Below are 18,073 nucleotides of genomic sequence, written 5' to 3' on the forward strand. Positions count from 1 at the left end.
TGGGAACTATCAGGAGATAGTCCCCATTTAAGGAGGAGCAACAATGGCAAAACTAAGCAACCTTAAGGTAGCCGTTATCTCAACCAATGGCTTCGAGGATTCTGAGCTAATCAGCCCAGTGGAGGCCGTCAAAGAAGCTGGCGCGGAAGTCACCATCATCTCTACCGAAGCCGCCACCATCACTGGTAAGAATGGCACCGAGGTTGCAGTGGACACCACGTCCGCAGCAGCTAATGCCGCAGATTTTGATGCGCTGATTCTTCCAGGCGGCACCGGCAATGCCGACAAGATTCGCATGGACGGCGATGCCGTAAAGTTTGTGGCTGATATCTTCGCAGCAGGCAAGCCCACCGGCGTCATCTGTCACGGCGGCTGGATTCTTACCGATGCCAATGTGCTTGAAGGCCGGACCCTCACCTCCTTCCCAAGCATCAAGACCGACCTGATCAACGCAGGCGCTACTTGGGTTGATGCGGAAGTCCACACCGATAACGGCCTGGTGTCCTCCCGCACCCCTGATGATCTACCAGCATTTAATGCGAAGATCGTCGAAGAGTTCGCAGAAGGTGAGCACTAAAAGCCGTAAGAGGCTTCCTTCTCTTCGCGGATCCTTTGATAGGTCTGCGTCAACACCACGGCATCTTCCACCATGCGGCCAAGTCGCTGGATGACATCGTGGTTTACTATTTCACCACGCAGTACATCCGCGCTTTCGACGAATACATAGGGCTGAACAAGTTGGGCCTTCATGTACGTCAGGATCGGTTGAAGCTGCTGTGCCAACACCAAATAGTGCTTGGCAGATCCTGCGGTAGCGAACATGCCAACGACTTTGTCTCGGAAGGCGTTGGCTGGGAGTACATCAAAGACATTCTTTAGTGCCGCAGGGATTGAAGCTTGGAAGATAGGTGTGCCGATAATGAGCGCATCCGCTTCCATAATTTCGCGCGCAATCCGACCCGTATCACCCGTGTATTCCAGGTAGTTGCGACCATCGGCAAAAACCATTTCGACTTCCGCTAAATCAATAACGTGGACATCAATCGTCGAGTCATATTCATCGAATTCCTGCTGCAAACGGTTAATGACTGTTCGAGTTGTGGTGCCCACATTCGAACCAGAAATCAGTACGACACGCACTAGTCTTCTCCTTCGGTGTTCTCATTAAGGCTGTTCTTAATGCTGGTCTTGTCTGTGGACTCTCCCGATGACTTCAACGGGGTAGTCGCGGTGTGTTTGCGGATAGCAGGCAGAATTTCCTCACCGAGGATGTCAATCTGCTTCATAACGTCATCAAATGCGACGCCGCCAAAATCAATCTGGCCAATATAACGCTGGTGGCCAAAGACCTCATGCTGGTGCAAGATCTTCTCAATCACCTGCTGTGGGCTGCCGAGGTTCGCGATACTCATTGGGTCCACGCTTTGGGCATACATTTGCTTGGACATGCCTTGGCCGTTGACACGAATCATGCCTTCATTCGTGTGGTAGTACGTATTTTGCAACGCCTTCTGGGAGGTTTCTGCCACATGGAAAAAGCCCGCAGTAGTAATCGGGAGCGTATAAGGGTCATAGCCTGCATGTGCGGCTGCCTGACGGTACGCATCAACAGTGCGGCTGAAAATAGAGGTGGTTCCGCCAAGGTGGGCCATGACCATGGGCACTCCAGCAAGACCTGCCTTAATGGCGCTTCCGGGCGCACCTCCAACTGCACGCCAGATGCGAAGGCGTTCCTCAGCTGGGCGTGGGATAACTTCAGCGTCATTAAGCGGCGCTCGGAATTTACCTGACCAGGTCACGGATTCCTCACGGTTGATCTGAAGCAATAGTTCTAGTTTCTCCTCATAGAGTTCTTCATAATCCCGCAGGTCATAACCTAGGAGTTCAAAGAGTCCCACCCGAGATGCCCGACCAGCAACAAGCTCAATGCGGCCATCGGAAATGAGATCCAGCGTGGAGAAATTCTCATAAACCCGAACTGGGTCCGAGGTACTGATAATCGTTGATGAGCTACCAATGCGCATCGTCGAAGTCGCTTGCGCGATTGCTCCTAGGATGACCGCGTGGGCCTGGGATGCAAAGTACTCTTGATGCGATTCACCAAGGCCAAAGAAGTCTAGCCCTGCCTGCTCGGCGGCTTGGGCATAGCGAATGAACTCATGAATTCGCTCTTTGGGACTCACCCGTGAGCCATCAACAGGGTTCGGGAGATGATCACCGAGTGTGTAAATACCGATTTCTAAGCCTTGACCTTTGTCAAAGCCAAATTCGTGCATAGGGTTAGATGCGACAGTCACGGCGGTTCCTTGTTCAGTTCATTGAAGGCGTTTACTAACTAATTCAATGAGTAGCTCAGAGTGAACATTCCCTCTACTTCGCCATTGTGACATGTCACCTAACCCGAAAGGGGGCAACCTCACAGAAAACTCTTGTGGGGTTGACCCCTGGAAAAGTCGGACTAATTAAGAAACCGACTCAATAGCCTTAAGGAGAACATCTGTCTCGAAGGCAGTCGTGGACGTAATTCGGATGCCCTCGGGGAATGCGCGGACAAGGACGCCGGCATCGGCAAGCAAGGCGGCAAGCTCTTGTGGCTGCTTGGAAAGCGCATCCTTAGGGCACCAAACGAAGTTAGCCTCAGAAGGGATTGCACCCCACGCAGACAAGGCGTCGACGATACGGGCGCGCTCGATGACGGCTTCATCTATACGCTCTTTAAGCTCTTCCTTCGCCTCCAACGCGGCAACAGCGCCAGCCTGCGCAACCGAGTTCACGGAGAAGGGGATAGCCACCTTGTTAACGGCCTCGATAATGTTCTGCGGGCCGAAAGCGTAGCCCACGCGCGCGCCAGCCAGGCCATAAGCCTTAGAGAACGTACGCAGGCCAACAACGTTGTCATACTTTGTGATGACTTCCGTAGCAACGGGCTGGTTCTCAGCACGGTTGTACTCAAAATAAGCCTCATCCAGTCCAACCACGATGTTGGAAGGAATCTTCGCCATGAAAGCTTCAAATTCATCATTGGAAATGGTGGTACCCGAAGGGTTATTTGGGTTGCAGATAAAAATGAGGCTGGTCTTTTCAGTAACCGCTGCAGCAATGCCCTCTAGATCGACTGCCTGCCCCGCCGTGAGCGCTACTGGGACAGGAGTTGCGCCGACGACCTGCGCGAAGATCGGGTAAGCCTCAAAGCTACGCCATGGGAATACAACCTCATTGTCAGCGGTCGTGGTTGCCTGCACAAGCTGCTGGCACAACGCCGAAGAACCTGCACCGACAGCAGTCTGTTCAAACTCCACGCCCAAGTGCGCTGCCAACTGAGTACGTAATTCCACCGCTCCCATATCCGGGTAACGGTTCACGCCCGCTGCCGCTTCAGACATTGCTTTAGCTGCAGCCGGTAGTGGGGCGAGAGACGATTCATTGGATGACAACTTGACGGCATCATCCATGCGCGCGCCAGGAACGTACGCTGGAAGGCTTTCGAGATCTTTTCTGATCATTTCTTTAAACTCACCTTTTCTCTTGTGCCAAATATGACGAGCGATGTCATCAACGGATAGCTCCATCCTAGTCCGTGGATGATCCGTCCCACCTTATGGATTGCGGGGGCCGCGTGGACCGAAGTCAAACTCCGCAGTCATTGGGCCAAAGGCCTTCAGCCCCTGTGGCGCGTCCTTGGCGTCGAGATGGACTTCTAAGAAGGCACCTGCATCTGAGTTGCTGATCTGCTTTAGAGCCTCCTCGAGCTCGCCTTCGGTGCGTGCCTGATAGGACACCATGGTTGTATCCGGCACGAAGACCTTCGGCAGTTCGGCGTACTTCCAATCGGCGATGTCGTTGTACTTCTCATCCATGCCCAGGATGTAACGCTCGATGGTGTAGCCTTTGTTGTTGACCAGAACGATGATTGGCCTTAGGTCCTCACGCAAGATGGTAGACAATTCCTGCGCGGTGAGCTGGAAGGAACCGTCACCAATAAACAGCACGTGGCGGCGCTCGCGATTAGCCAACATACTGCCCAGTAGGGCCGGAAGCGTGAAGCCGATAGCGCCCCAGATAGGGGAGTTGATGTACCGAGCACCCTTGGGCAAACGCTCCGGAGTCAGACCAATGTGGGAGGTTCCTGATTCCGCGATGACGGTGTCATCTTCTTCCAGAAAGCGAGCAAACCGTGGCCACATACGCGCATGCGTCAGCGGTGCCTTCTCATCGATCTCCCACTCGTCATAGACAAATGGTTCCTTCTTCTTTTTCCGGGAAGCCTTCGTACGTGCGATGAGTTCATCGAGGAACTCCAGAGTATTGATACCGGTGTAGAACTCACCACCAACGTTGACGTGCTGGTCGCCGAAATTAATGATTGCCTCATCCGGCAGGTGGTGGGTAAAGGAACCGGAGTTCACCTCAATAAAGCGCGGGTTGGTGGTAAAGAGCAGGTCAGAGGACTCAACGGTCTTCTGCACGCCCGGCGCGGAAGCCTTGCCATTGTAGGAGCCCAAGAACAGGCCGTCGCACTCGGACAGCGAGGCCTTTCCTGAGGTTAACTGAGAATAAGGAATTTGCAGCTTATCCACCAAGGTGCGGAACTTTTCCGTGAAACCGTGACGGTCAGTGTCCTGGTCAAACAGGAATACTGGTTTCTTGGACTCAGCGATGCGCTCGAGCACATGGGTGACAGCAGCCTCGAGGCGCTCCGGATCAGAAGAAGGAAGCTTCCTGTTGAATGGCGCATCTGGCGCTTCGATCTCCAGGTGCGTGATATCGGATGGAATTTGAATGTGCACCGGGCGCTTTTCGCGCAGACAGATGTGCAGGGCGCGGTCGACTTCTTCGACGACATTCATCGGCGTTACTCGCACGGCAGTGCCCGTAAACGGTGCGATGGCATCCAGCATGTTTTCAAAGTCGCCATCAGCCAAAGAGTGGTGGAGGTTCCAGCGATACTCGGTCGAGTACAGCGGGGGAGCGCCTGCCAATGACACCATGGGGACGTGCTCAGCGCGTGCGCCGGCAATACCGTTGAGAGCCGAAAGCTCACCCACGCCATAGGTGGTCAAAAGCGCACCCACGCCATGCTGCCGGCCATAGCCATCCGCGGCATAAGCGGCGTTGAGCTCATTACACGCACCGACAAACTCAATATCTTCCGCATCATTAATTTGCTCAATGAAGCTTAAGTTGAAGTCTCCTGGCACACCGATGATGTGCGAAATTCCCAACTCCTTGAGCCTGCTGACAATGAAATCACCAACTGTGGTGCGCATATTTTCCTCCATGAATCACGCTTGAACATGCCGCTTTGAGTGCATTAAGCACCTCACTATCCACCATTGTGCTTCACATCACTTTCAATGTCACTAGACAAAACGCACGAACTTCTTCGACATATGTCAAAGTGTGGAAGACTTTGACCATGGCCAGCACTCAACGACATTCATCTCCTGACATTGAGACCCCGGGGCTGCCACCCGCGGCGGCACAGCTGGGTGAAATCCAGACATTGATTGATGAGCTCGCGCATAAGCTTCAACGATCCGTACAGGTGGATACACCCGCGTTCTACGCGTTTTGCTCAAGCCCACAGTACGGCGAAGTGGACAACGCGCGCGTGTTCAACGTGCTGCACCGAGCACCCGACCCGGCACCCATTCCGTGGTTGGTAGAAAACGGAGTGCAAATATCCCGCCAACCGGTTCGGCTTCCTTCCCATGAAGAATTCGATCTCTTGCCCAGGCTCTGCGTTCCTCTATGGGACGGGGACACTCTCTGTGGGCACATTTGGGTCATCGATGCACCGCAACTTGCCGTGGATGAATTGGAGGTCATCCGCGGCTATTGCCAGCCGATCATTGATTTGATGGCTGCACGCAATGAGACTTCTATCCGACGCGTGGCAAATATGCGTGAGATTACCCGTGATGTCCTATTGGGATTAGACGGGTCTTTGGCACAGGCAGTTGATAACAATCTCTTTCCACGCAAAGGAACCATCAGGGTCCACCAATTGACCATTGAGGATGCCACGAAGGATTCACCTCGGACGCCGGGCGCGGATGCTCCGGAGCGTTTGATGCTGGAGCTATTGCGCTTTCGTGGGCGCAGGCCATACCTACTTAATGACACCCACGATGGTCTCACCATCATTGAGCGCGCCGATGACGATGAGGTTTCCGAAGCACTCTTTGACACCGTCCGCGCGGCTGCAGTAGCTGTCGGCGCTGACATTGTTTCACGTGGAACCTCGATCATGAATGAGCTCAGCGGAGCTCGCAATAGCGCCCGGCGCGCAAGTTTTATGGCTACCGTGGCAGCCTTGCGGGGAATTCCACACCTCACCTGGGAAGAGGCTGGAGCATGGCGGCTGCTGCTCGGTTGGGAACTTACATCCGCAACAGTTGCGGCTATATCTCCAGCAGCGGCACAACTCATTGCACAAGAATCAGAAATTATCTGGCAATCGGTACTGGAGTACCTCGATCACGCCCGCAATGTCACCACCACTGCGGAGAAACTCTTCATCCACCGGGCGACATTGCACTATCGCTTGGAAAAAGCCCGTGCACTCATGCCACAAGGCACACTGGATGATGGCTGGACCAGCGCCTGCCTGCATGTCGCTCTCCGCTTACACGCAGCCCTTGACCAGTAGCCTTCCCTTAACAAGATTGGGCACTAGTGGGTTTCATGTGGCAGTCCCAGCGGCACCACCTCTGATCGGGAAGAGGTTGTCTTCGTCGCCGTAGTGAGAACAACCAACGATAGGGCGATAGCGAAAAGTCCGAGCCAACCAAACATCGGCAAGCGCTCGCCCACAATGACAACGGCCAGCACCGCGGCCAAGGCAGGCTCAGCAAGCGTGATGGTGGTGGCCGTACTGGGACTTACTTTGCTCAGTCCATAACCAAAGAGCACGTAGCCAATAAACATGGGCACGAGTGCCATGTATGCACCAACCGCAAAGTTCTGCGCGCTTGCTAGCAGTGGCGCACCAGTAATCAGCAAAACCGGAACAAGGGCCAAACCGCCAAGCCCGAAGATGGACCCCATCGCGGCAGCGCGACCAATGCCGCGACTCATCATCTGATAAGCGCTCCAGGAGTACAGCGCATAGGTCACGCCAGCGACTAGCCCTAGACCAACCCCACCGATAGTCCCCGCCATGCCATCTGGTGCATCGCTCATCTTGGCAACACACAACACGGCGCTACCGCCAATGCCCAGAACTGCTGCGGCCATCCAGCGGTGGGTGGGGCGGCGGCTATCGATGAGCCATTCCATCACTCCAGAAGCGATTGGCGCAGATCCCAAGGAAACCACTGTGCCCACGGCAACACCGGCGAGGTGCATGGAGCTGTAAAACACCAGGGGATAGATGAAGACACCTAGGGCACCAATGAGGATGAGGCGCGTTTGTTGACGTAGGGCAATGTGGTGCCGGTGGAGATCGGGAATAGCAATAAGTCCTTGGAGTAAACCACCCACGCCGAGGGCTGCCGCGCCAATTGCAAGCGGGCCGACATCAGGCGCAAAGGTTGCCGCGGTACCAGTGGTACCCCAAAGGATGGCTGTCACCATGATCGCCGCAACGCCGGCAAGAGAGCTCTGTGCGGGGACGGCGCTGCATCACGATGTCACTGGGTTCCATGCTTCCTCCCACACCCTGCTAAACATAATCTGCACCTTGTGACCAACGCCGATTTGAAAGCCTCGCGCCGCAGGACAAGCTTTAGCTCGCCATCCTACTAAGCATCTTCATTCGCTGGGTTTCACGTGAAACATAGGTCCGGCCCTCCTCGCTTAAGGCAAGGAGGGCCGGACCTATGTGAAACAGAGATGAAAAGGAAAAGGGGCGAAAGGAACTACACCTACTGAAGCATCGTGCGGTCAGAGGCTTCAGCTTTGATCTTGGAGAACTCAGCCATGAGGTCTTTTACCGTCAAGTGCTTCTTTTCCTCTTCTGACGCCTGGTAGATGATCTGGCCATCGTGCATCATAATCAGGCGGTTGCCCACCTGAATTGCTTGCGCCATGTTGTGGGTGACCATCAGCGTGGTGAGCTTGCCCTGGGAGACAATGCGTTCAGTCAGAGTTGTGACGAGCTCTGCGCGCTGCGGGTCAAGAGCAGCGGTGTGCTCATCCAGCAACATGACATCTGGGTTAGTAAATCCGGCCATAAGTAGGCTCAGGGCCTGGCGCTGCCCACCAGAGAGAAGACCCACCTTAGCCCCCATGCGGTTTTCCAGCCCTAGCTCCAGGGTCGTGAGTTGCTCACGGAAGAAGCTCCGGCGTTTAGCGTTGAGCCCTAAGCTCAACCCACGGCCTTTTCCACGCAAATACGCGAGCGACAGATTTTCTTCGATAGTCAGGTTCGGGGCGGTACCTGCCATGGGGTCCTGGAATACACGGCCAACAACCTTGGCACGCTTGTGTTCAGGTTGGCGGGAGACATCCTTGCCCTCAATCGTGATGGAACCGGAATCTGCGATGAGACGTCCAGAGATCGAGTTGAGCAAGGTGGACTTGCCCGCACCGTTGGAACCAATCACGGTGACGAAATCACCGGGCGCAAGGTCCAGGGAGACATCGACAAGCGCTTTGCGTTCATTCGCTGTGCCGGGGAAGAAGGTCTTGGAAATGCCGTTAATCTTAAGCATTCAGCCTCCTTCCCGCAATCTTTGGCGCTTTGCCCGTGATCTTCGGCAATAGCAATGCGGCGATGACCAAGAGCGCGGTAATCAGTTTCATGTCATTCGGGTTCAGGCCAACAGTCAATGCCGCATAAATGATGAGGCGGTAAAGCACTGCACCGAGCGCCACCGAACCCACAACCAGCCAGAGGCGACGCTGCGGGATGACTGCTTGACCCACGATGACGGATGCCAAACCAACCAGGATGAGACCAACACCCATGGAGATATCCGCAAAGCCCTGGAATTGGGCGATGAGAGCACCACACAAACCAACCAGGCCATTAGAGAGAGCCAGGGTCAATGTCTTGGTGAAATCGGTGGATACGCCGAAGGAGGTAATCATCTGCTGATTATCACCAGTAGCACGCAGCGCTAAGCCCAAATCGGTGGACAGGAACCACACGATGATCATGACCAAGATAGCCGCGCCAACGATAAGCATGCCGACACCCACCCAGGTGCCCATGATGCCATCCAGAGGAGTGAACACAGAGTCCTGGCTCAGCAGTGGAATATTCGCACCACCCATGATGCGCAAGTTGATGGACCACAGACCAATCATGGTCAAGATACCGGCCAACAGGCCATCAATCTTGCCTTTGGTGTGCAGCAGACCAGTGATACAGCCGGCAATGAAGCCAGCGGCAAAACCGACGAGTGTGGCGATGAATGGATTAACGCCATTCGTAATGAGAACGCCAGCGGCGGCCGCACCAGTGGTGAAGCTGCCATCAACGGTCAGGTCGGGGAAATCAAGAACACGGAAGGTGAGATAGACTCCCACCGCCATCACGGCGTAGAGGAGTCCAAGCTCAACTGCACCGATCATACGGTCTCAGCCTCTTCCAAAATTGCCTCAGGAATCTCAATACCCTGAGCTTCAGCTGCCTCTGGGTTAACCACATAGGTGAATTCATTAGCGGTCTCCACCGGGGTGGATGCTGGCTCTTCACCATTCTGGAGGATGCGCAAAGCCATCTCACCGGTCTGGCGGCCAAGCTGCTCATAGTCAATACCCAAGGTTGCTGCCGCGCCACCTTCAACGGTGCCGGCTTCAGCGCCGATAACTGGGATCTGGTTGTCATTAGCAACGTTGACCAAGGATGCGATGCCGGATACGACCATGTTGTCAGTAGGAACATAGATGGCATCCACGTCACCGAGCGCTTGGACAGCCTGAGGGATTTCGGTTACGGAGGTAACCGTCTGGGAGGTGACGTCCATGTCAGACTCTTCAGCCACGGTGGTCAATTCATCCACCTGCACCTGGGAGTTGACCTCGCCAGAGGCGTAAACCACACCGATGGTTTGCGCGTCGGGCACCAACTCCTTCAGCAGATCCACCTGATCAGAAATCGGCGCGATGTCAGACGTACCCGTGACATTGCCGCCGGGCGCATCATTGGATTCCACCAAGTCGGCTGCCTCAGGGTCGGTCACAGCTGTAAACAGTAGGGGAGCGTCGCTAATGGATTGTGCCATCGCCTGCGCGGCAGGGGTCGCGATGGCCAAGTAGAGGTCATGGTCAGCATTTGCCATCTGCTGGGCGATGGTCACCGCAGTGGACTGCTCACCATTGGCGTTTTGTTCATCCCATTCCACCTCAACGCCTGCTTCTTCAAATGCAGCTTTGAAGCCGACGGCACTGGCGTCCAGTGCCGGGTGCTGGACCAGCTGGTTGATACCGATGGAGTAGCTTTCGGCGGCGTCATCGCCACCTGCGGCGTCGTCGCCAGCGGCAGCATCATCGCCACTTTCTGATGAACAGCCTGCCAATACCAACGCAGACGCCGAGAGCGCCGCGATGATGGTCTTGGTGCGGGAAGGCTTTGAGAAACGAATGTGTGTCATGTGAGAGCTTCCTTATGTGTCGAAGGGAAGTCACAGGCAACTTCAGCCAATCAAGCCGAACAAGATCCAATGGATAAAGCCTTGCTAATCTGCGGCTGAAAGTTCCCTATGTAAAACCAGTACGGTAGCTCTAAACCTAGCGTTTAAGCAGGGCTTTCAATACGCTTTCGGCAAACTAATTCCGCAGCCACTGTCGACGACGGAGACACTTGCGTAATGCAAGTCACATAACACGCAGCTCATGAGACTGCCACACATTTATTCAGACCCCGATTTAACTGTCCTAACGGTCAGTAAGGAATTCTTAAATCAACCCCAGACGGGGGCATGACCAGTCGGTCATGCCCCCGTCATGCAGAACGTAGAGGAAACGATTAAGGAGCGGAAGCCGCTTCAAGCTGCCGCACATAGGCACGGCTGTACTTAATCACATTGAACGCGGTAACGACCCATGTCGCCCCCACCACCAGGGTCCCCAGGACTGCACCGTTGGCAGCCAGGCCGCCCAAGCTCACGGAAATGAGCAGAAACCCGAAGGTGAGGCGCCTCAAATAATTCTTCTCAACCCACATCTTGCGACTCCTTTACCCCTCTACGTAATACATCCAAACCTACTCTCAGCCCGAGATATCAGGCCCTCATGGGGGAGTTCCAAGCCCGGCAACTAACTCCGTACTCAACATAGTAGTTAACTCCGTACTTTTACTGAGAAGTACTATGTTGAGTACGGAGTTAAGTACTATGCTCATAAACGTGCACTACAGAGTCATTTTTACAACAGTTTCCGGTTCCATGCTGGGGAGAAATGCTGAGTTAGCAAGTACCAAGTTTTGGGTAGCTAGCGGGATTCAGAACTAGATTCCCGAAGTGAGTTAAGCACGCGACTGAGACGATTTAGACAAGATACCCGCGCATATTCCACTGTCTTTTGATGGCCGTTTATCAGCGATCGTAGACCTCGCGGCGGTGTCCAGCACGAACAACGGTCACCACCAGCTCGGCATCGAATACGTCGTAGATCACGCGGTAATCGCCAACATGGATGCGCCACGCGGTCTGTTCCCCAGAGAGCTTTTTAACGCCATGGGTCGGGGCTCTTCCCCACTGTAGCCATGTGTCAACAGTGGCATGATATGCAACTATGTACACGCGGGGCTTTTCGCCACCCGGTTTGATTCAATGCCTGAACACATAAGGGCACTGCCATCACCAAGGCAGCTTCTAAGCTTTGGTTCGTACGGGAATACGGGGTACGAAGCTCAGTACTCCGCACTTCGGGGGTGCAGCAAGAATAATTTTCGGGATCCAGATCCCATTCTTTGAAAGGTAGTGCTACAGTGTTCATCATGAAGAACTTAAGCACCTTAAACACTTGGTGGTGGCGCGCGTAATCCGCGGGCCCTCTTAAGCTTCCTTTTCTCAAGCTTTACCCAATAAACAGGCTCGCAGTGTTGCGGGCCTTTCGTTGTCTTAAACGGACAACTAACCGGCGTAGACCGCGGCACTGAAGAGTTATAAACACCCTTTAACCTCTTAAAAACCACAGTCGCGAAAGAAAATTAACACGCTATGACCGGATTTCATACCGCATCACAGCAGCTGCCATACACAACAGATGCAGCCGCACTCTTTGATGCTTTAGCTACTCAACATGACTCCATGCTGCTGGAATCAGCAGACATTGAGTCCAAGAAAAACGTCCAGTGCCTGGCCGTTGTTGACGCTGCTCTCAAAGTCACGTGCCACGGGCAGCGTGTAAAGACCACGGTTCTTAATAGCACCGGGGAAGCAATCCTTAACCGTCTGGAAGAGCAATTATCCGATTACGTGATTGCGCCAGGGGAATTTAAATTTACCCCCTCCACAGACAGTGATGAACGCCGTCGCCTGAAGGCCATTTCTAATGCAGAGGTTCTGCGTAAACTGCAGCTAGATGCAGGTTATGAACATAAGATGCTTCCTTTCTTAGGCGGCGGCTTTGCTTATGACTACCTCGATACCTTTGAGGTTCTTCCTGAGGTCACCGATGGTGAGAATGAATACCCAGACTATGAGTTCATCGTTGCGCAGACTCTGCTGCACGTGGATCACCTCAACCAGAACATAGTTCTGCACGGCGTTGATGTGGATGAATCTGCACTTCAAGCACGCCTAGATGCGCACCTCGCTTCAGCAGAAGCACTCGTGAATGCACCAGCCGATGCGGACAGCACCAATGACGCAGGTGAGCAAAAGACCGTGCAGGTCACTGCCGATATTCCGGATAAGGACTTCCGCAAGCACGTGGTTGAGCTGCAAAACAACATCTATGAGGGCGATATTTACCAGGTCGTTCCGGCGCGGTCCTTCAGCATGGACTGCCCAGATGCGTTTGCTGCATACCGGAAGCTGCGAGAGACCAACCCTTCTCCTTATATGTTCTATATCCGCGGCGCGGATTATGAACTCATTGGTGCATCCCCAGAGTCGAACCTGAAGTTCTCCGCTGATACCCGTGAGGTGCAGCTTTACCCCATCGCAGGTACGCGCCCGCGTGGTGCCACGCATGAGCTGGACATTCGCAATGAGCTGGACATGCGCACTGATACCAAGGAAGTTGCTGAGCACACCATGCTGGTGGACTTAGCACGCAATGACCTGGCCCGCGTCGCGGTTCCCGGAACCCGTCGCGTCGCCGACCTGCTGCAAGTGGACCGCTATTCCCGCGTCATGCACTTGGTCTCCCGCGTGGTGGCGGAACTCCACCCAGACTTTGATGCGATTGATGCCTACCGCGCATGCATGAACATGGGCACTCTTACCGGTGCACCGAAGTTACGCGCCATGGAATTGGTTCGCCATACCGAGAAGAAGCGCCGCGGTTCCTACGGTGGGGCAGTGGGGTACCTGCGCGGCGATGGCTCCATGGATAACTGCATTGTCATCCGTTCCGCTTACATCAAAAACCAGACGGCCATTGTTCAGGCGGGTGCTGGCGTTGTCCGTGACTCCGTTCCACAATCTGAAGCCGATGAAACTTTGCACAAGGCATACGCGGTTCTGCACGCGATTGCCGCCGCTGATAACGCCACCCTGGAGGTCATCCGATGAACAACCCAAAAGTTGTACTGATAGATAATCACGATTCTTTCGTTTATAACCTTGTTGATGCCCTCTCCGGCTATAACACCGTGGTTATGCGCAATACCGTCACTGTGACGGAAATCCTGGATCAGAACCCAGACATGATTGTGCTCTCCCCAGGCCCGGGTCACCCGACTGATGCCGGTTGCATGATGGAGCTCATTGACACCTGCCTGGGCAAGATCCCCATCCTGGGCATCTGCCTCGGATTTCAGGCACTGCTGGAATATCACGGTGGGAGAGTGGCACCGTGTGGTCCGGTCCACGGCTCCACAGACACCATGTTCCTCACTCAGGCGGGCGCGAAACATCCTGTCTTCGAAGGACTGACCACTGATGTGGAACCAGACCAACCCAACTATGTGGGAACCCACGTTCCAATTGCGCGCTATCACTCACTCGGTTGCGTGAATCTGCCTGAGGGCCTGCACGCACTCGGTTTCATTGATGACATCATCATGGCCGCTGAGACCGATGACAGCATGGCACTGGGTCTGCAATTCCACCCTGAGTCAGTACTCACTCCAGCCGGTCCCATCATGCTGGAGCGGTGCATCAACAAGCTCTTGCAATCTCAACCACCTGCGCCCGCACTTCATTAACGCCACGTTAAACCGCATTTATTAGAGTATCTATTAGTAACTAGAAAGGACACTTAAGCTCATGGCAACACAGCTCGACGCTTTGATGAAATTCCTGGATAATCACGAACCAACGGTGGAGGAGGCCTATGAGGTCTTTTACCCACTGACCAATGGTGAGTATGACGATATTCAAATCGCAGCATTGCTGGCCACCATCCGCACCCGCGGGGAGACCTTCGCGGACCTGGCTGGCGCCGCCAAGGCATTCATTAACGCATCCCGTCCCTTCCCAATCACCGGCGAGGGCATCTTGGACTCAGCAGGTACCGGTGGCGATGGCACCAATACCATCAATATCTCCACCGGCGCATCATTGGTTGCGGGCGCAGGCGGCGCGAAGGTCATCAAGTGCGGTAACCGTTCGGTTTCCTCCAAATCCGGCTCCGCGGATGTACTTGAGGCTTTAAATATCCCACTTGATCTGGACGTCGATCGTGCGGTCCGCCAATTCGAAGAGTCCGGCTTCACCTTCCTCTACGCTCCGGCTTACCACCCAGCGGTTGCTCACGTGATGCCGGTTCGCCGCGCTATCAAGGTGCCAACCATCTTCAACTCTCTGGGCCCTATCCTTTCTCCAGCACGCCCTGAATTCCAGATCATGGGCGTTGCCAACCCGGAGGCAGGCCGCACCATCGCCGAGGTCTTCAAGGAACTTGGCCGCACCCGTGCCATCGTCATGCACGGCGCAGGCACTGATGAAATCGCAGTCCATGGCCCAACCCAGGTCTGGGAACTGCGCGACGGCGAGATTTCTGAATACACCGTCAACCCGGAGGACTTCGGCGTAGCCACCCACCAGCTGTCGGATCTAACCGGCGGTGATGGCAAGGAGAACGCTGAGCACCTGCGCCGCATCTTTGACAACACCGCGCCAGATGCACACCGCGACGCGATTGCGGCTAATGCTGGTGCCATGTTCTATCTGACCGGCCGTGCAGACAGCTTCAAGGAAGGCACCGATAAGGCTTTGGGCTTGCTTGCCGATGGCACCGTGAAAGATTGGTTGCAGCGTCACGAGGAGGCCAACTATGCCAAATAATAATGAGAAGTCGGGACTACCAACGGTCCTCGAGAACATTGTTACAACCCGCCGTACGCACCTAGAGGACATCGCTAAGCGCATTGCTCACGTGGATGTGGATAGCCTGCCGCGCTCCACGCGCTCGCTTTATGACAACCTGCATGGCGCGACCAATGCATTCATCATGGAATGCAAGTCTTCCTCACCATCACTCGGTCTGATTCGTGAGCATTATGAGCCAGGTGCCATCGCGCGCATCTACTCACGGTATGCCGCGGGTATCTCCGTGCTCTGTGAGCCAGAGAAGTTCGGTGGCGATTATGACCACCTGCAAACCGTCGCGATGTCTTCACACCTTCCGGTACTGTGCAAGGACTTCATCGTGGATGAGGTCCAGATTCACGCCGCCCGCTACTTCGGCGCTGATGCCATCTTGCTCATGCTCTCCGTTCTTAATGATGAGCAGTACACCCGCCTGCAGGATGAAGCACATCGCTTCGGCCTGGACGTGCTTACTGAAGTTATCAGCGAGGAAGAAGTAGAGCGTGCCATTCGTCTGGGTGCAAAGATTTTCGGCGTCAACCACCGCAATCTCCACGACCTCAGCATCGATCTCAGCCGTTCCAAAACCCTGGCAGCATTGCTTCCCGATGACGCCGTGGTAGTTTCCGAGTCCGGCATCCGTAATAACGAGACGGTACGCGCGCTTGGCGGACACTCCAATGCTTATCTGGTCGGCTCACAGCTCACCTCGACACCCGACATCGATAAAGCAGCACGCGAACTGGTCTATGGCCACAACAAGGTCTGCGGACTCACCACGTGGTCTGCTGCCCAGGCCGCCCGCGCGGCGGGCGCTGTCTACGGCGGTCTCGTTTTCGAAGAAGCTTCTTCGCGCAATGTTTCACGTGAAACCGCCGAAGATATCATCGCCCACGAACCAGACCTGGACTACGTCGCGGTCTCTCGACGCACCAAGGGCTGGGCTGAGCTTGCCGACATCGAGGGCGTGACCGCGCTACAGCTCCACGCGCCTTACCAAGGCAGTATCGAAGCCGAGCTCGACTTCATCCATGCAGTCGTTCAAGAAGTCAAGGACGCTGGAATCACCGTGGCTTCCACCAAGGATGAGGACCTCGACTTCGGTGCGGAGCAGGAGAGTGGTCTACAAATCTGGCGTGCAGTCTCTATGACCCACGCTGATGGCCCCGCGCTCGCGCAGGCGCTGATCGAGGATAAGGCAGTCGATCTCGTCGTGCTGGATTCCGGCGACGGCGGCACGGGCACCAGCTTTGACTGGACCACGGTTCCTCAAGAGGTTCTGGGTTCCGCACTCTTGGCTGGCGGCATTGCCCCTCAGAATCTGGAGGAGGCTCTCAAGGTTGGCACCCTCGGCGTTGACCTGAACTCTGGGCTGGAAACAAAAAAGGCCGTGAAAGACACCGGCCTGATTGCCCGCGCATTCGATATCATCCGACACTTTCACTTTTAAGGACATTTCCTCACAATGACTGAATCAACCAAGCCGTCGGAGACCTTGCTTCCGGCGTACTTCGGAGAATTCGGCGGACAATTCGTTCCCGAGTCTCTCATCCCAGCTCTTGATCAGCTGGAGCAGGCCTTCGTCGACGCAATGGAAGATGACTCCTTCCAAAAGGAACTCGCGGACCTGCTGCGTGATTACTTGGGCCGTCCAACGCCGATTACCGAGGTGCATAAGCTCGGTGGCAAGGCACGCATCTTCTTAAAGCGTGAAGACCTTGTGCACGGTGGAGCACACAAGACCAACCAGGTTCTGGGCCAGGCACTGTTGGCTAAACGCATGGGCAAGACCCGCATCATCGCGGAGACGGGCGCTGGTCAGCACGGCACCGCAACCGCATTGGCGTGTTCACTGCTTGATCTTGAGTGCGTCATCTACATGGGCGCTAAAGACGTCGCCCGCCAGCAGCCAAACGTGTTCCGTATGGAACTGATGGGCGCCAAGGTGGTTCCAGTTGATTCTGGTTCTGGCACCCTCAAGGATGCCGTGAACGAGGCTCTGCGTGACTGGACCGCAACCTTCCACGAGTCGCACTACCTACTCGGTACCGCGGCTGGCCCACACCCATTCCCAACCATCGTGCGTGAATTCCACCGCGTCATCTCTACTGAAGCGAAGGCACAGATGCTGGAGCGCATCGGTGGACTGCCAGACCTCGTTGTCGCGTGTGTTGGCGGCGGCTCCAACGCCATCGGCATGTTCGCAGACTTCATTGATGAAGAAGGCGTGGAGCTCGTCGGTGCTGAACCCGGCGGCGAAGGCCTAGATTCCGGCAAGCATGGCGCCACCATCAATAATGGCACCATCGGCATCCTGCACGGTGCCCGCAGCTACCTGATGCGCAATGCTGATGGCCAGGTGGAGGAGTCCTACTCCATCTCGGCAGGCCTAGACTACCCAGGCGTCGGACCACAGCACGCGCATCTACACGCGACAGGCCGCGCAAAGTACGTCGGAATCACCGATGCTGAGGCGCTTCACGCCTTCCAGCTGCTGTCGCAGCAAGAGGGCATCATCCCGGCCCTCGAGTCCTCCCACGCCCTCGCATACGCTCTCAAGCGCAAGGATGAGGACATCGACATCCTGGTCTCACTGTCCGGCCGCGGCGACAAAGATATTGACCACGTGCGCCGCACCCTAGAGGAGAATCCAGAACTGGTTCTCAACAAAGACATCATCACCGAGGAGAAGAACTAAC

Annotated in this window: 17 protein-coding genes and 1 pseudogene; 7 read left to right on the plus strand and 11 right to left on the minus strand. The window is 55.2% G+C overall.

Features of this window, described 5'->3' with window-relative positions:
* Positions 1-43: 43 nt before the first annotated feature.
* Positions 44-577 carry a type 1 glutamine amidotransferase domain-containing protein gene (locus ACG98I_RS07625; RefSeq protein WP_394719735.1) on the plus strand — a complete coding sequence of 178 codons (534 nt, stop codon included), beginning with the start codon at positions 44-46 and terminating at the stop codon, positions 575-577.
* Here the strand turns inward: ACG98I_RS07625 and ACG98I_RS07630 are convergent.
* From ACG98I_RS07630 to ACG98I_RS07645, 4 genes are all read right to left on the minus strand, one after another.
* On the minus strand, positions 574-1,140 hold the full coding sequence (locus tag ACG98I_RS07630; protein ID WP_394719737.1) for an NADPH-dependent FMN reductase: 567 nt from the start codon (positions 1,138-1,140) through the stop codon (positions 574-576). The two genes, ACG98I_RS07625 and ACG98I_RS07630, sit on opposite strands and share 4 nt — an antisense overlap.
* On the minus strand, positions 1,140-2,297 hold the full coding sequence (locus ACG98I_RS07635) for an LLM class flavin-dependent oxidoreductase (protein ID WP_394719739.1): 1,158 nt from the start codon (positions 2,295-2,297) through the stop codon (positions 1,140-1,142). Before ACG98I_RS07635 ends, ACG98I_RS07630 begins: the two co-directional genes overlap by 1 nt.
* A gap of 165 nt (positions 2,298-2,462) precedes the next feature.
* Positions 2,463-3,503, minus strand: coding sequence for a histidinol-phosphate transaminase (locus ACG98I_RS07640; RefSeq protein ID WP_394719740.1), 1,041 nt, complete (start codon positions 3,501-3,503; stop codon positions 2,463-2,465).
* A gap of 93 nt (positions 3,504-3,596) precedes the next feature.
* Positions 3,597-5,267, minus strand: a complete 1,671-nt coding sequence (locus ACG98I_RS07645; protein WP_394719742.1) for an alpha-keto acid decarboxylase family protein — start codon at positions 5,265-5,267, stop codon at positions 3,597-3,599.
* A 149-nt stretch (positions 5,268-5,416) separates the two neighbouring features.
* Between ACG98I_RS07645 and ACG98I_RS07650 the strand changes: the two genes are divergently transcribed.
* Positions 5,417-6,652 carry a helix-turn-helix domain-containing protein gene (locus ACG98I_RS07650; RefSeq protein WP_394719744.1) on the plus strand — a complete coding sequence of 412 codons (1,236 nt, stop codon included), beginning with the start codon at positions 5,417-5,419 and terminating at the stop codon, positions 6,650-6,652.
* Positions 6,653-6,675: 23 nt separating this feature from the next.
* On the opposite strand, the gene ACG98I_RS07655 is transcribed toward ACG98I_RS07650, so the two are convergent.
* The 7 genes and pseudogenes from ACG98I_RS07655 to ACG98I_RS07685 form a co-directional block, all read right to left on the minus strand.
* Positions 6,676-7,185, minus strand: coding sequence for a DMT family transporter (locus tag ACG98I_RS07655; RefSeq protein ID WP_394719937.1), 510 nt, complete (start codon positions 7,183-7,185; stop codon positions 6,676-6,678).
* A gap of 24 nt (positions 7,186-7,209) precedes the next feature.
* Positions 7,210-7,584, minus strand: a pseudogene (locus tag ACG98I_RS07660) (EamA family transporter); the annotation flags it as partial.
* A 284-nt stretch (positions 7,585-7,868) separates the two neighbouring features.
* Complete coding sequence (locus tag ACG98I_RS07665) at positions 7,869-8,657, minus strand: ABC transporter ATP-binding protein (protein ID WP_394719746.1); 789 nt, start codon at positions 8,655-8,657, stop codon at positions 7,869-7,871.
* Complete coding sequence (locus tag ACG98I_RS07670; protein ID WP_394719747.1) at positions 8,650-9,522, minus strand: ABC transporter permease; 873 nt, start codon at positions 9,520-9,522, stop codon at positions 8,650-8,652. Before ACG98I_RS07670 ends, ACG98I_RS07665 begins: the two co-directional genes overlap by 8 nt.
* The gene (locus ACG98I_RS07675; RefSeq protein ID WP_394719749.1) at positions 9,519-10,544 is read right to left on the minus strand and encodes an ABC transporter substrate-binding protein; all 1,026 of its coding nucleotides are present in this window, start codon (positions 10,542-10,544) and stop codon (positions 9,519-9,521) included. The genes ACG98I_RS07670 and ACG98I_RS07675 overlap by 4 nt, the downstream gene beginning before the upstream one ends.
* 374 nt (positions 10,545-10,918) lie before the next feature.
* Positions 10,919-11,116, minus strand: a complete 198-nt coding sequence (locus tag ACG98I_RS07680) for a hypothetical protein (protein WP_394719751.1) — start codon at positions 11,114-11,116, stop codon at positions 10,919-10,921.
* Between the two features lie 370 nt (positions 11,117-11,486).
* Complete coding sequence (locus ACG98I_RS07685) at positions 11,487-11,693, minus strand: type II toxin-antitoxin system RelE/ParE family toxin (RefSeq protein WP_394719752.1); 207 nt, start codon at positions 11,691-11,693, stop codon at positions 11,487-11,489.
* 420 nt (positions 11,694-12,113) lie between these two features.
* On the opposite strand from ACG98I_RS07685, the gene ACG98I_RS07690 reads away from it, so the two are divergent.
* The 5 genes from ACG98I_RS07690 to trpB all read left to right on the plus strand — a co-directional run bounded on the left by ACG98I_RS07690 (position 12,114) and on the right by trpB (position 18,072).
* Entirely contained in the window at positions 12,114-13,634 is a 1,521-nt protein-coding gene (locus tag ACG98I_RS07690) for an anthranilate synthase component 1 (protein WP_394719754.1), read from the plus strand.
* Positions 13,631-14,269, plus strand: a complete 639-nt coding sequence (locus ACG98I_RS07695; protein ID WP_394719756.1) for an anthranilate synthase component II — start codon at positions 13,631-13,633, stop codon at positions 14,267-14,269. Before ACG98I_RS07690 ends, ACG98I_RS07695 begins: the two co-directional genes overlap by 4 nt.
* A 61-nt stretch (positions 14,270-14,330) precedes the next feature.
* The gene (gene trpD, locus ACG98I_RS07700) at positions 14,331-15,350 is read left to right on the plus strand and encodes an anthranilate phosphoribosyltransferase (protein WP_394719757.1); all 1,020 of its coding nucleotides are present in this window, start codon (positions 14,331-14,333) and stop codon (positions 15,348-15,350) included.
* The gene (gene trpCF / locus ACG98I_RS07705; protein ID WP_394719759.1) at positions 15,340-16,824 is read left to right on the plus strand and encodes a bifunctional indole-3-glycerol-phosphate synthase TrpC/phosphoribosylanthranilate isomerase TrpF; all 1,485 of its coding nucleotides are present in this window, start codon (positions 15,340-15,342) and stop codon (positions 16,822-16,824) included. The genes trpD and trpCF overlap by 11 nt, the downstream gene beginning before the upstream one ends.
* 15 nt (positions 16,825-16,839) lie before the next feature.
* On the plus strand, positions 16,840-18,072 hold the full coding sequence (gene trpB, locus ACG98I_RS07710; RefSeq protein ID WP_394719761.1) for a tryptophan synthase subunit beta: 1,233 nt from the start codon (positions 16,840-16,842) through the stop codon (positions 18,070-18,072).
* The last annotated feature ends 1 nt before the right edge of the window (position 18,073 follow it).

This window comes from Corynebacterium sp. L4757 (assembly GCF_043673995.1).
Lineage (GTDB): Bacteria > Actinomycetota > Actinomycetes > Mycobacteriales > Mycobacteriaceae > Corynebacterium.

Coding starts and splice junctions, on each gene's coding strand:
- ACG98I_RS07625 (WP_394719735.1), top strand. CDS start 44: ATGGCAAAACTAAGCAACCTTAAGGTAGCCGTTATCTCAACCAATGGC.
- ACG98I_RS07640 (WP_394719740.1), bottom strand. CDS start 3,503: ATGATCAGAAAAGATCTCGAAAGCCTTCCAGCGTACGTTCCTGGCGCG.
- ACG98I_RS07645 (WP_394719742.1), bottom strand. CDS start 5,267: ATGCGCACCACAGTTGGTGATTTCATTGTCAGCAGGCTCAAGGAGTTG.
- ACG98I_RS07650 (WP_394719744.1), top strand. CDS start 5,417: ATGGCCAGCACTCAACGACATTCATCTCCTGACATTGAGACCCCGGGG.
- ACG98I_RS07655 (WP_394719937.1), bottom strand. CDS start 7,185: ATGAGCGATGCACCAGATGGCATGGCGGGGACTATCGGTGGGGTTGGT.
- ACG98I_RS07665 (WP_394719746.1), bottom strand. CDS start 8,657: ATGCTTAAGATTAACGGCATTTCCAAGACCTTCTTCCCCGGCACAGCG.
- ACG98I_RS07670 (WP_394719747.1), bottom strand. CDS start 9,522: ATGATCGGTGCAGTTGAGCTTGGACTCCTCTACGCCGTGATGGCGGTG.
- ACG98I_RS07675 (WP_394719749.1), bottom strand. CDS start 10,544: ATGACACACATTCGTTTCTCAAAGCCTTCCCGCACCAAGACCATCATC.
- ACG98I_RS07680 (WP_394719751.1), bottom strand. CDS start 11,116: ATGTGGGTTGAGAAGAATTATTTGAGGCGCCTCACCTTCGGGTTTCTG.
- ACG98I_RS07690 (WP_394719754.1), top strand. CDS start 12,114: ATGACCGGATTTCATACCGCATCACAGCAGCTGCCATACACAACAGAT.
- ACG98I_RS07695 (WP_394719756.1), top strand. CDS start 13,631: ATGAACAACCCAAAAGTTGTACTGATAGATAATCACGATTCTTTCGTT.
- trpD (WP_394719757.1), top strand. CDS start 14,331: ATGGCAACACAGCTCGACGCTTTGATGAAATTCCTGGATAATCACGAA.
- trpCF (WP_394719759.1), top strand. CDS start 15,340: ATGCCAAATAATAATGAGAAGTCGGGACTACCAACGGTCCTCGAGAAC.
- trpB (WP_394719761.1), top strand. CDS start 16,840: ATGACTGAATCAACCAAGCCGTCGGAGACCTTGCTTCCGGCGTACTTC.